At 72.4% G+C, this 12117-nt stretch carries 11 protein-coding genes; 6 read left to right on the forward strand and 5 right to left on the reverse strand.

What is annotated here, in order from left to right:
- Positions 1-47: 47 nt before the first annotated feature.
- Entirely contained in the window at positions 48-665 is a 618-nt protein-coding gene (locus tag ACFY7C_RS21955) for a DUF6542 domain-containing protein (protein WP_389653175.1), read from the reverse strand.
- A gap of 150 nt (positions 666-815) precedes the next feature.
- Between ACFY7C_RS21955 and ychF the strand changes: the two genes are divergently transcribed.
- On the forward strand, positions 816-1904 hold the full coding sequence (ychF, locus tag ACFY7C_RS21960; RefSeq protein ID WP_389653178.1) for a redox-regulated ATPase YchF: 1089 nt from the start codon (positions 816-818) through the stop codon (positions 1902-1904).
- 74 nt (positions 1905-1978) lie between these two features.
- Here ychF and ACFY7C_RS21965 read toward each other — a convergent pair whose 3' ends face one another.
- On the reverse strand, positions 1979-2560 hold the full coding sequence (locus tag ACFY7C_RS21965) for a Uma2 family endonuclease (protein ID WP_389653181.1): 582 nt from the start codon (positions 2558-2560) through the stop codon (positions 1979-1981).
- A gap of 144 nt (positions 2561-2704) precedes the next feature.
- Between ACFY7C_RS21965 and ACFY7C_RS21970 the strand changes: the two genes are divergently transcribed.
- Both ACFY7C_RS21970 and ACFY7C_RS21975 read left to right on the forward strand, forming a co-directional pair.
- Entirely contained in the window at positions 2705-3448 is a 744-nt protein-coding gene (locus tag ACFY7C_RS21970) for a DUF4232 domain-containing protein (protein WP_389653183.1), read from the forward strand.
- A gap of 32 nt (positions 3449-3480) precedes the next feature.
- On the forward strand, positions 3481-3798 hold the full coding sequence (locus ACFY7C_RS21975; protein ID WP_389653185.1) for a hypothetical protein: 318 nt from the start codon (positions 3481-3483) through the stop codon (positions 3796-3798).
- A 103-nt stretch (positions 3799-3901) separates the two neighbouring features.
- On the opposite strand, the gene ACFY7C_RS21980 is transcribed toward ACFY7C_RS21975, so the two are convergent.
- On the reverse strand, positions 3902-5089 hold the full coding sequence (locus tag ACFY7C_RS21980; protein ID WP_389653187.1) for a threonine synthase: 1188 nt from the start codon (positions 5087-5089) through the stop codon (positions 3902-3904).
- 194 nt (positions 5090-5283) lie between these two features.
- Between ACFY7C_RS21980 and ACFY7C_RS21985 the strand changes: the two genes are divergently transcribed.
- Entirely contained in the window at positions 5284-6858 is a 1575-nt protein-coding gene (locus tag ACFY7C_RS21985) for a S8 family serine peptidase (protein WP_389653190.1), read from the forward strand.
- 88 nt (positions 6859-6946) lie between these two features.
- Here the strand turns inward: ACFY7C_RS21985 and ACFY7C_RS21990 are convergent, their stop codons facing one another.
- Complete coding sequence (locus ACFY7C_RS21990; protein ID WP_389653192.1) at positions 6947-8140, reverse strand: serpin family protein; 1194 nt, start codon at positions 8138-8140, stop codon at positions 6947-6949.
- A 107-nt stretch (positions 8141-8247) separates the two neighbouring features.
- Between ACFY7C_RS21990 and ACFY7C_RS21995 the strand changes: the two genes are divergently transcribed.
- The gene (locus ACFY7C_RS21995) at positions 8248-9573 is read left to right on the forward strand and encodes a DUF4190 domain-containing protein (protein ID WP_389653194.1); all 1326 of its coding nucleotides are present in this window, start codon (positions 8248-8250) and stop codon (positions 9571-9573) included.
- 173 nt (positions 9574-9746) lie between these two features.
- Here ACFY7C_RS21995 and ACFY7C_RS22000 read toward each other — a convergent pair whose 3' ends face one another.
- Positions 9747-11075, reverse strand: coding sequence for a glycoside hydrolase family 18 protein (locus tag ACFY7C_RS22000; protein ID WP_389653197.1), 1329 nt, complete (start codon positions 11073-11075; stop codon positions 9747-9749).
- 229 nt (positions 11076-11304) lie between these two features.
- Here ACFY7C_RS22000 and ACFY7C_RS22005 point away from each other — a divergent pair, with 229 nt between their 5' ends.
- Positions 11305-12057, forward strand: a complete 753-nt coding sequence (locus ACFY7C_RS22005) for a GntR family transcriptional regulator (protein ID WP_389653199.1) — start codon at positions 11305-11307, stop codon at positions 12055-12057.
- The last annotated feature ends 60 nt before the right edge of the window (positions 12058-12117 follow it).

Raw genomic sequence — 12117 nt, forward strand, 5'->3', positions numbered from 1 at the left:
GCGCCCAGGCCCTGACCGGCCTCGGCCGGCCCGCACCGGCCCGTCCGCTAGCCGCGCTCGGGGGCCGGGCGGCGCACCGGGCGTACGGGGGAGCCCGGTACGGCGGGCCGCTGGCGGCGGCCCATGTCCCGCACCTTGCGCACGCTCGCGATCAGACCGGCCACGAGGGTGCCGCCGTACAGCCACCCGGCGTGCACGGCCAGCGCCGTGACCAGGGCCATCGACTGGCCGCCGACCCCTCCCGAACCGCCCGAGATGGGGACGACGCCGACCGCGAAGGCGATCGGCACGCTGATCGGCGCGGTGACGAGGTCGGCGGTCCTGACCCAGAGTGCGGTCAGGGCGCTGACCGGCAGGAACAGCAGCCCGAATACGAGCGGTGAGCTGTCGAGCAGCAGCCAGTCGAGGAAGCCGATCACCAGCATCACCGCCGAGGCGAACAGCCCGGCGCCGAGGCCGGTGAGCCGGGGGTTGGGCAGCCTGCGCAGCGCCACGACCACCGGTGGCGCGGGCCGCTCCAACCGGGGCCGGCCGGGTCGCGGCCGGGCGGCGACGCGATAGACCGCGGCGCCCTCGACCAGCGCGCCGGGCGGCGTCAGAGGGGCCTGGGGCCGTCCCCCGGCGGGGCGGCGGGGCTGCGGCTTGCGTGTCCTGTGCTGCTCCACCCCACCAACGTAGGTCGGATGGGGCCGGGAAACGGGTGCGGGACACGCCCTTTGGGTGACCTTGGCGCGAAGAGCGCCGTCTTGGGCCGGTCCGGTGCCCCCGTAAACTGGGGGAACACCGCATCCACTCCTTATAGGGAAGTCGCCACCGTGTCGCTCACGATCGGAATCGTCGGCCTGCCGAATGTCGGCAAGTCGACCCTGTTCAACGCCCTGACCAAGAACGACGTGCTGGCGGCCAACTACCCGTTCGCCACGATCGAGCCCAATGTCGGCGTCGTGGGCGTGCCGGACGCCCGGCTGACCAAGCTGGCGGAGATCTTCTCCTCGCAGCGGATCCTCCCGGCCACCGTCGACTTCGTCGACATCGCCGGCATCGTGCGCGGCGCCAGCGAGGGCGAGGGCCTGGGCAACAAGTTCCTGGCGAACATCCGGGAGTCGGACGCGATCTGCCAGGTCATCCGCGCCTTCAAGGACGAGAACGTCGTGCACGTCGACGGCAAGGTCTCGCCCAAGGACGACATCGAGACGATCAACACCGAGCTGATCCTCGCCGACCTCCAGACCATCGAGAAGGTCCTCCCGCGCCTCCAGAAGGAGTCCCGGATCAAGAAGGACGTGGCCCCGAAGGTCGCGGCGGTCGAGGCGGCCCAGGCGATCCTCGAGAAGGGCGACACCCTCTTCTCGCAGGGCATCGTCCAGGGCTCGGACAAGGCGGAGCTCCTCCACGACCTCCACCTGCTGACCACCAAGCCGTTCCTCTACGTCTTCAACGTCGACGAGGACGAGCTGACCGACGAGGCCTTCAAGGACGAGCAGCGCGCCCTCGTCGCCCCGGCCGAGGCGATCTTCCTCAACGCCAAGCTGGAGGCCGACCTCGCCGAGCTCGACGAGGAGGACGCCATGGAGCTCCTCCAGTCCGTCGGCGCCGAGGAGCCCGGCCTCGCCACCCTCGCCCGCGTCGGCTTCGACACCCTCGGCCTCCAGACCTACCTGACGGCCGGCCCCAAGGAGTCCCGCGCCTGGACCATCAAGAAGGGCGCCACGGCCCCCGAGGCGGCCGGTGTGATCCACACCGACTTCCAGAAGGGCTTCATCAAGGCCGAGGTCATCTCCTTCGCCGACCTCGTCGAGACCGGCTCCGTCGCCGAGGCCCGCGCCAAGGGCAAGGCCCGCATGGAGGGCAAGGAGTACGTCATGCAGGACGGCGACGTGGTGGAGTTCCGCTTCAACGTCTGATCCTCCCCGCAGGCGCGAGCCGAAGGGCCGGACTCCGGTGAGTCCGGCCCTTCGGCTTTTTCCGTCGCCCGGGCTCAGTCCGCCGCGGGCGGGGTGAGCCTGTCGAGGTCCAGGGCGATCTCGAAGGGGACGGGGCGCTTCAGCGAGCCGCGGAAGATGCCGGCGGGGGCGTAGGCGCCGGTGGGCCGGTCGAGCTCGTAGACGTGCACGACCGGGGCGCCGTCCTCGTCCTCGATGCACCAGTAGTGCGGGATGCCCGCCGTGGCGTACTTGCGGAGCTTGACGGTGCGGTCGCGGTGTGCGGACTCGGGCGAGACGACCTCGATGACGAGGGGGACGTCCTCGGGGGCGTACCACGTACGGTCCGCCTTGTACGGGGCCGTGGTCAGCAGCAGGTCGGGTTCCGGACGGTTGCGGGCGTCGAGGCGGATGGTCATCTCCCGCTCGACCTCCACGCCGTCGGGGGCCTGGTCCATGAGAGCCACGGTGAGAGCGGTGACGAGGCGGCCGTGCCACGACCGCTGAGGGGACATCATGAAGACGAGCGCTCCGTCGATCAGTTCCGTGTGGCGTGGTGCCTCGGGGAGGCGGTCCAGGTCCTCCGCGAACCAGCCTTCCGCGCGCGGCGGGCGCATCCAGTCGGGCAGTGCGGTCATGAGGCAACACTAGCGACAGCGGCCGCCGAGGGAGGGCGGCAACGGAGCGTTAGCCGTACGCAAGCGGGACGGCAGGGGTGGGCGGGAAGGTGTAGGCGGCACCGAATGCGGGGCCGTCCGACCTTGAACCGGGGGAGAACCACCATGCGTACGTACCGCAAGCACACCGTCCTGGCCGTCGCGGCCGCCGCCGTCCTGTCGATGGGGCTCACTGCCTGTGGCGGTGTCGAGGGCGGGAGCCGGGACGAGGGGGCCGCGACCACGACCACGCAGGTGACGCCCGAGGGCGCCCAGAAGAGCAGCACCGGCGGGGCGACGACCGGTGGGTCGGCCGCCGGGGGCTCGGCCGCCGGTGGTTCCACGGCCGGCGGCTCGACGGCCGGTGGCTCGACCGGGGGCAAGGACGCCTCCGCGGCCTCCGGCGGGTCGACGTCCCGCTCCGGCTCCTCGGCGAAGGCGCCGGCCTGCACCTACAAGGACGTCAAGGTCACCGCGGCCAAGGTGGACGAGACGCCCACCGAGCACATCGTCCTCACCGCGACCAACACCTCCGGCCGAGCCTGCCGCCTCTACGGCTACCCGCTGATCGCCTTCGGCGAGATCCAGACCGCCAAGGACGTCCCCGCGGTCGCCAAGAGCAAGCCCGCCGCGCCCGTCGTCCTGGAGCCGGGCGCCCCGGCGTACGCCAACGTGCGCATCGCCCTCGGCGGTGTCCACGAGGACAACAAGGTCGTCACCTCCTTCAACGTGAACCTCTTCGCCGCCGACGCCCCCGCCGAGGGCAGCATCGTCGTGAAGGCCCCTGCGGGCGGCCTGGCCGTCGCCGAGGCCGCCGCCAGGACCGGCTACTGGACGCCGGAACTCCGGAACGGCGCCGACGAGTTCTGAACCGTCCGACCCCCGCTCGCGTCCCCCACCCCATGAAGGACGTGATCGGCAGTCTCGCCGTGCTCGGCGGGTTCACCACCGCGCTCGTGGTGTGGGGGATCGGCGCCACTCCCGCCCTGACCGGCGGATTCGAGGGCGAGGGACGGGACTTCAGCCTGGTGTGGGCCGAACTGCCGGTGATGCTGCTCGGCACACCCGCCCTCGCCCTCGGCGTCTGGGCCCTGCTCCGCCGGCGGTCACCGGCGCTGCTCGCCCTCGCCGTCGTCGTGACGCTGCTGTCGGCGGGATGCGTGTGCGCGGTGTGGCTGGAGATTCGGGTGCCGGAGTACCGGTACGAAGAGGGTGCGTAGGGGGTGCCCAGGCCGCGGAGTCGGCGGCGCCGTACGACCGGGCGGTGTGACCCGCGCCCGCCCGCAACCGCGCGGGCCCGGCCCCGGGCCCCGCGCCCGGTGCCTAGGCGGCCGACGGTTCCGACGGATCCGCCGGGCCCGCGAGCCCCGTCTTCGCGCCCGCCCCGCACAGCGGCAGGACCGTCGTGCCGGGACGCGCGGGGGCCTCGCGTACGGCGGCCCAGCAGGCGACCGCCGTCGGCTCCACGTACAGGCCGCGCCGTGCCAGGTCCAGCTGGGCGGCGCGGATCCGGTCCTCCGGCACGGTGAGGAAGGTCCCGCCGGAGGCCCGTACGGCCCGCAGGATCTGTGCCGCGCGGGGCGGGTTCGGGATCGCGATGCCCTCGGCGAGGGTGGGGCGGGCGGCGGTCGGGGCCGAAAGGCCGTCCGCGCCGGCGTGGAAGGCGGCGGCGAGCGGGGAGACGGCCTCGGCCTGGACGGCGACGAGGGCGGGGCGGCGGTCGACGAGCCCGTGGCCGTACAGCTCCTCGACGGCGAGGGCCGCGCCGAGCAGCAGCGTTCCGTTGCCGACCGGCAGCACGAGGGTGTCGGGCAGCCGGCCGCCGAGCTCCTCCCAGATCTCGTACACATAGGTCTTCGTGCCGTGGAGGAAGTGCGGGTTGTACACGTGCGAGGCGTAGAAGACCCCGGGCTCGTCGGCGGCCGCGCGCGCCGCCCGCGCCGTGGCCTCGCGGTCGCCGGGGACGACGACCGTACGGGCGCCGTGGGCCCGGATCTGCTCCAGCTTCTTCGGGGAGGTCGCCTCGGGGACGTAGACGGCGCAGTCGAGCCCGGCGCGGGCGCAGTACGCGGCGACGGCCGTGCCCGCGTTGCCGCTGCTGTCGGCGATCACGGAGCGCGGCTCCAGGCGGCGCGCGAGTTCGGCGAGCATGACGGCGCCCCGGTCCTTGAAGGACAACGTGGGCATGAGGAAGTCGAGTTTGGCCGAAACCATGTCGGTGAGGGCGACCAGAGGCGTGCGGCCCTCGCCGAGGGACACCGGAGGCGCCCCTGCGACCCTGGCGACCCCTGCCGCCCCCGCCGCTACGGCGGTTCCGGTGGCGAGCGGTAGTGCTTCCGCGTAACGCCACAATGAATTCACGCGTGACGGAAGTGACGCGAGTGGCACCGGCGCAGCGACATGGGCGAGATCCCACGGACCCCGGCAGCGGGGACAACACCAGGTGAGCGCGGTGTCGGGGGCCTGCGTACGGCACTGGGGGCACACGTAGTCGGTCATGATCGCCAGCATGTCAGCCGTGTGGCGGCGGCGTTACGGGACCGGCAGAACCCTTGTGTGATTCCTATGGATCCGTCAATCTTTCGCTCGGCACCCGGACTTGGCGAGCGGTGTGGAGCCACGCCGTCTTGTCATGTCCCTGCTAACTGCTTCATCGCTCAACCAACCCCCACAGCAGCGCACCACCAATGAGGAGGACCCCTCACATGTCCGTGATGCGTGATTCGCGGCGCAGACTCGCCGCCGCCGGCGCCATAGCCGTCGCAGCCCTCGCGCTCGGCTCCCTCTCCGCCTTCCCGGCCACCGCCGCCGGGACCACCGCCGAAGGCGTCATCCTGAACGCCGGCGCGGAGGGGACCGTCCCCAACAGCTACATCGTCACCCTCCGCGAGTCCGCCGCCCAGGCGGAGACCGCGCAGGGACGGGCCGTCGCGACGAAGTTCGGCGCCAAGATCAAGCGGACGTACACCGCGGCGCTCAACGGCTACTCCGTCGAGCTCTCCGAGGCGCAGGCCAAGAAGCTCGCCGCCGACCCGGCCGTCGAGTCCGTCAGCCAGAACCGCGTCTTCACGATCGACGGCACCCAGCCCTCCCCGCCGTCGTGGGGCCTCGACCGGATCGACCAGAAGGCCCTCCCGCTCAACCAGAGCTACACCTACCCGGACAGCGCGGGCCAGGGCGTCACGGCGTACATCATCGACACCGGCGTCCGCATCTCCCACAGCGACTTCGGCGGCCGCGCGGCCAACGGCTACGACGCGATCGACAACGACAACACCGCCCAGGACGGCCACGGCCACGGCACGCACGTCGCCGGCACCGTCGCCGGCACGGCGCACGGCGTCGCCAAGAAGGCGAAGATCGTCGGCGTCCGCGTCCTCGACAACTCCGGCTCCGGCACGACCGAGCAGGTCGTCGCGGGCATCGACTGGGTGACGCGCAACGCCGTGAAGCCGGCCGTCGCCAACATGAGCCTCGGCGGCGGCGTGGACACCGTCCTCGACGACGCCGTGCGCCGGTCGATCGCCGCCGGCATCACCTACGCGGTCGCCGCGGGCAACGACAGCTCCAACGCCTCGAACTACTCGCCGGCGCGCGTCGGAGAGGCCATCACGGTCGGCTCCACGACCAGCACGGACGCCCGCTCCAGCTTCTCCAACTACGGCAGCATCCTGGACATCTTCGCTCCGGGCTCCTCCATCAAGTCGGCCTGGAACACCAACGACACCGCCACCAACACCATCTCCGGCACGTCGATGGCGACCCCGCACGTGGCCGGCGCCGCCGCCCTCTACCTGGCGGACAACCCGACGGCCACCCCGTCGGCGGTCTCCACGGCCCTCGTCAACGCCGCCACCCCGAACGTGGTCACCAGCCCGGGCACCGGCTCCCCGAACCGCCTGCTCTACGTCGGCGGCGGTACGACCACCCCGCCCGGCCCGCGCTTCGAGAACGCCGCGGACTACGCGATCAACGACAACGCGACCGTCGAGTCCCCCGTCACCGTCAGCGGCGTCTCGGGCAACGCCCCCTCCGCCCTCCAGGTGCCGGTGAACATCGTCCACACCTACATCGGTGACCTCCAGGTCCAGCTGATCGCCCCCGACGGCACCGCGTACACGCTGAAGGGCTTCGGCACCGGCGGCAGCGCGGACAACATCAACACCACGTACACCGTCAACGCCTCCTCCGAGGTCGCGAACGGCACGTGGAAGCTCCGGGTCACGGACAACGCGAACTACGACACCGGGAAGATCGACTCCTGGGCGCTGCAGTTCTGACATCCGGGTGCTGACATCCGGGTGCTGACACCCGTATCCGTACGTGAGTGAGTGAGGGGCGGTCGCCGATCCGGCGGCCGCCCCTCACTCAATCCTGCTCCTCGAAGACGTACGGCACGGGCTCGGCCACCCAGCCCGCCGCGAGGACCAGGCGCGACGTGCGGTGCACGGTCAGGAAACCGAAGGGCCGGTCGATGTCGAGGTCGATGCGGCGGACCCTGTACGTGGTCGCCGGCGCGGCCCCGCCGGGCAGGCCGACAGCCGTCACCGAGGCCGCCTCGAAGCCCTTCGCGCCGAAGCGGGCCATCGCCGCCTGACGGGCCTGCCGGACGGCCAGCGGCGGGACGTCACAGATGCCCGGGAAGTGGCCGCGGGTGTCGTCCCGCGCGGTGGTGAGGCCGAACAGCTCGTGCAGCGCGGTGAGATCGTGCTCGGCCGTCAGCGAGAACGGCGAGGTCGTCACCGCGAGGTACGGCTCGCGGGAGGTGCTGCGCACCTGGCGGACGTACAGTCCAGGGCCCGGCTCGCCCAGCGGCAGCAGATCGCCCGGGACGGTACGGAAGGTGCCGGCCAGGACGTCCACCCCGGCCTTCAGCACGGCGCCGCACTCCGCCTCCTCCGGGCCGAGCAGCAGGTGGACGTCGACCCCGGTGCTGCCCAGCACCCGCAGCACCGTGAGCGGGCCCGCGTCCGTCTCCGCCACCCCGACCCGGTCGAGCAGACCGGTCGTGCGGTGCAGCGCGGCGAGCTCCCGCCCGGCCCACGGCCCGTCCTCGGGGCACATGTCACCCTCGCGGAACGGCCGGAGCCAGCTCGTCCGCACCGCCTGCGCGGTGGCCAGGACCAGGTCCGTCTCCTCCGTGACCCGCACCGGCATCGCCGGGATCAGGCCGCCCGTGCGCTCCGCCGCCCACGCGTCCAGGAGCCGCTTGCTCTCGGCGTCGTCCGCGCCGAGGCGGCCGAGGGTGGCCTCCGGCAGACCGCCGGCCCACGCGTCCCGCGGCCGCACACGCGGCCGGGTCCACAGGCCGACGGCCGAGCCGACGCCGGGGATCCGGGACAGACCGGCGAGCAGCTCGCGGGCCGCGACCGCCGCCCGGTCGGCCGGCATGCCGAGCGCGTCCTCCAGTTCGGTCCTGGCCGGGCCCGCGGCACCGTCCGCCAGGAAGGCGAGCAGGGGCCAGACGCCGCTCGCCGACAGGACCGTGTCCCGGTCCGCCGGGAGGGCTCCGGCCCACCGTGCCGTGAGGCGGTTGACCGCCCGTACCGTCGAGCCCCGCATATCGCCCCCGCCCACGGACCACGTACGATGCGCGCGCCCGTTCGACTCTCCGATTTTCTGATCGTCCGCTTTCCCGGACTTCCCGCCCCAACAGGAGCACCGTACTCGTGGACCCGTTCCAGCCGCCTCAGGATTCCCCGGCCCCGCAGCAGCCCCCGCAGCCGCCGGGTCAGGGCGGGCCCGTGCCCGGCCCGCACGCGGGTCCGTACGCGTCTCAGGGTCCGTACACGCCCCCCGGCCCGTACGCGGCTCCCGGCCCGTACACCTCGCCGCCGCCCGGTCCGTACGGTCCCTACGGTCCCGGTGGCCCCGGTCCGTACGGGGCGCCGCGGCAGAGTACCAACGGACTGGCCGTCGCGTCCCTCGTCTCCGGCATCGTCTGCTGCCTGCCGCCCCTCGGTCTGGTCTTCGGCCTCATCGCCCTGCCGCAGATCAGGAAGAAGCAGCAGAAGGGCAAGGGCATGGCGATCTCCGGCATCGTGCTCTCCTCCCTCGCCTGCCTGGTGATGGCCCTGGGCTTCGTGAGCGGCGGGTTCGGCGACGCCTGGCGCGACTTCGAGAAGGGCATGGACGAGGCCGCCAAGGCCCAGTCGCCGTTCTCCCTGCGCAAGGGCGACTGCTTCCGCCTCGACGGCGACCTGGAGGCATACGCCACCGACGTGGAGACGGTGCCCTGCACCACGCCGCACGAGGGCGAGGTGAGCGGCGAGTTCAAGATCTCCGGGTTCACGAAGTGGCCGGGGGAGGACGCGATCGACCGCGTCGCCGAGGACCGCTGCCAGGAGATCAACAACGCGTACGCGCTGGACACCTGGGCCGTCCCGGAGGACGCGCTGACCTACTACTACCTGCCGAGCCGGGAGAGCTGGCGGACCGGTGACCGGACGGTGACCTGCGCGTTCGCCACCGAGGAAGCGCCCTTCACCCGCTCCCTCCGCAGCGACGCGAGCACGCTCGACGCCGACCAGCTGCACTTCCTGAAGCAGATGAACTCCCTCGACGACGCCGTCTACGAGGAGCCCGACAAGGACGCGGACGAGGACCTGGCCGCCAACAAGGCGTGGGCCCGCGAGGTGCACCGCGCCGTCACCGGGACGAGCGAAGGGCTGCGCGGACACACCTGGCCCGCCGCCTCCGCGAAGCCGGTCGGCGACCTGGCGAAGGACCTGCGGGCGGCCGCGCCGAAGTGGCACGCGCTCGCCACGGCGAAGGACGCGGACGCGTTCTGGGAGGTCTACGAGGACGCCTACGACGCGCTCCCGACGGACTCCGAGACGAAGTCGCGCTCGGCGCTCGGGCTGACCGACACCCTGGAGGGGCCCGGCGGGAGCGGAAGCACCGGCGGTGGAAGCACCGGCGGTGGGGGCACCGGCAGCGGCGGCAGCACCGGCGGTGGAAGCACCGGTGGCGGGAGCGGCAGCCAGAAGGCCTGACCCTCCGCTGCTCCCGAACGTCGAGCGGGGCCGGATCCCGGGGAAGGGATCCGGCCCCGTCGGCTGCGGGCCGAAGGCCGCGGAGCCGGGGCGGCGGCCCGTGACCGACCGCCGCCCCGGACGGACCGCCGCCGGCGGGTCGGCCCGCGGTCATGGGGTCCGGCCCGGACCGGTCAGCGGCGGCCGCCGAGGACGCCGTCCACCGCCGTGATCAGCTCGCCGTCCGGGGTGTCCCCGTCGAGCGACCAGAACATCGCCCCGCCGAGGCCCTTGGCCCGTACGTACGCCGACTTGGCACGCAGCACCCACGGGTCGTCGTACGTCCACAGGGTCGTACCGTCGAACAGCCAGGCGTGGCCGTTCCTCCAGTCGCGGTGCAGGGTGTACGTGCCCGAGTCCGCGAGCTTCTTCAGGGCCTTGTAGTCCTCGTAGCCGTTCGCCCAGGTCGCCGGGGCCGGGCCGGTGGCCGGCTGCCCGAGGCCGTCGCCGCCGCCCGTGACGCCCGTCCAGCCCTGGCCGTAGAAGGGCATGCCGACCACCAGCTTGCGGGCCGGTGCGCCGCGTCGCAGCCAGTCGTTCACGGTCTGGTCGACGCTGAAGTCGCCGCGGGGCGCGAAGAGCGCGGACTGCTGGGCGGTGGTGGACTCCCAGCTGCCGTGGAAGTCGTAGCCCTGGAGGTTGACGAAGTCGAGGTCACGCATGATCTTCCGGACCTCGAAGCCGGCGTCGATCTTGGCGGGCGCGGTCGGCACGAACGCCGTGAGCTCGTAGCGCTTCCGCTGCTTCTGCGACCGCGCGTGGGCGTCGAGCTGGGTGCGGAACTCCCGTACGAGCGCGGTGAAGTTCTGCTTGTCCTCGGGGCGGAAGACGGTGTCGGCGTCGCCCGCGGAGCCGGGCCACTCCCAGTCGAGGTCGATGCCGTCGAAGAGGCCGGCGGCGGTTCCAGCGCCGCCGCGGGTGCCGTCGACGGGCAGGTTGCCCTTGATGTAGAGGTCGATGCAGGAGGCGACCAGGGCCTCGCGGGAGGCGGGGGTGCGGGCCGCGTCCGAGAAGTGGGTGGACCAGCTCCAACCGCCCAGCGAGATCATCACCTTGAGGCCCGGGTGCTTGGCCTTGAGCTCGCGCAGCTGGTTGAAGTTGCCGGCCAGCGGCTGGTCCGGGGTGTCGGCGACACCGTCGACGGAGCCGGCCGCGTCGAGCGGGCGGACGTAGTCGGCCCAGGCGTCGGCCTCGCCGGGGACGTTGCCGGTGAAGCACTTGCCGTCGGCGCCGACGTTGCCGAAGGCGTAGTTGACGTGGCTCAGCCTGGCCGCGGTGCCGCTGGTGTCCAGGTCCTTGACCTGGAAGTTCCGTCCGTAGACGCCCCATTGGGTGAAGTAGCCGACGCGCTTGTACGCGGGCTCGGCGGGCGCCTCATGGGCACCCGCGGAGGGCGCGAGGCCGGCGAGGAGACCGAGGGAGACGACGGCGACGGACAGCCGGGAAAGGGTTCTGCGACGCATGGGGCTCGTTCCTGTGCGGGTGCGTGCCGGAAAGGAGCTGTGCGGACAGGAACGTATTGGTCTGGACCATTAACGTCAAGGATTCCGACGGCAGTTCGGTGGCTATATCTGCGAGGGGTGGCTACGTAAAGGCAAATCATCACTTCGAGTGAAACCTTGGCCCATGCTTGCGGCTGTACACCCTCGGTTGTCAGGCTGTAGCTGACAGTCAAGCTGAGGGGAGTGTCCAGTGACGTTCGGTGAGCAGCCGGCCTATCTGCGCGTGGCGAGCGACCTTCGGGAGAAGATCGCCAACGGCTCGCTTCCTCCGCACACCCGGCTCCCCTCGCAGGCGCGGATCCGCGAGGAGTACGGGGTCTCGGACACCGTCGCACTGGAGGCCCGCAAGGTGCTGATGGCCGAGGGCCTGGTCGAGGGCCGCTCCGGCTCCGGGACCTATGTGCGCGAGCGTCCCGTGCCGCGCCGGATCGCCCGCTCCGGCTACCGGCCCGTCTCGGGCGCCAATCCCTTCCGGCAGGAGCAGGCGGAGGAGGGCGCGCGCGGCACCTGGGAGTCGAACAGCGAGCAGGAGCCGGCGAGCGTCGAGGTCGCCGCGCGTCTCGGCGTCGAACCGGGGGAGCGGGTGATGCGCACCCGGTACGTGTACCGGGACGCGGGCGAGGCGATGATGCTCTCCACCTCCTGGGAGCCCCTGTCCGTCACTGGCCGGACCCCGGTGATGCTGCCCGAGGAGGGCCCGCTGGGCGGCTGTGGTGTCGTCGAGCGGATGGCGGCGATCGACGTGGTCGTGGACAACGTGGTCGAGGAGGTCGGCGCCCGTCCCGGCCTCGCCGAGGAGCTGCTGACCCTCGGCGGCGTGCCCGGCCATGTGGTGATGGTCATCGAGCGCACGTACTACGCGTCGGGGCGCGCGGTCGAGACCGCCGACGTCGTGATCCCGGCCGACCGCTACAAGATCTCCTACCACCTGCCGGTGCGCTGACGCGGGCCCGCCGACGCGGGTTCCGGGGGCGCCGGGAGTGCGGGGTGGCTCGCGCGGGGC

The sequence above is a fragment of the Streptomyces sp. NPDC012769 genome (assembly GCF_042901205.1).
GTDB lineage: Bacteria > Actinomycetota > Actinomycetes > Streptomycetales > Streptomycetaceae > Streptomyces.

Bases quoted from the DNA above. Each gene is read 5' to 3' on its own strand.
- ACFY7C_RS21965 (WP_389653181.1), bottom strand. From the start codon at position 2,560: ATGACCGCACTGCCCGACTGGATGCGCCCGCCGCGCGCGGAAGGCTGG.
- ACFY7C_RS22000 (WP_389653197.1), bottom strand. From the start codon at position 11,075: ATGCGTCGCAGAACCCTTTCCCGGCTGTCCGTCGCCGTCGTCTCCCTC.
- ACFY7C_RS21970 (WP_389653183.1), top strand. From the start codon at position 2,705: ATGCGTACGTACCGCAAGCACACCGTCCTGGCCGTCGCGGCCGCCGCC.
- ACFY7C_RS21990 (WP_389653192.1), bottom strand. From the start codon at position 8,140: ATGCGGGGCTCGACGGTACGGGCGGTCAACCGCCTCACGGCACGGTGG.
- ACFY7C_RS21975 (WP_389653185.1), top strand. From the start codon at position 3,481: ATGAAGGACGTGATCGGCAGTCTCGCCGTGCTCGGCGGGTTCACCACC.
- ACFY7C_RS21985 (WP_389653190.1), top strand. From the start codon at position 5,284: ATGTCCGTGATGCGTGATTCGCGGCGCAGACTCGCCGCCGCCGGCGCC.
- ACFY7C_RS21980 (WP_389653187.1), bottom strand. From the start codon at position 5,089: ATGCTGGCGATCATGACCGACTACGTGTGCCCCCAGTGCCGTACGCAG.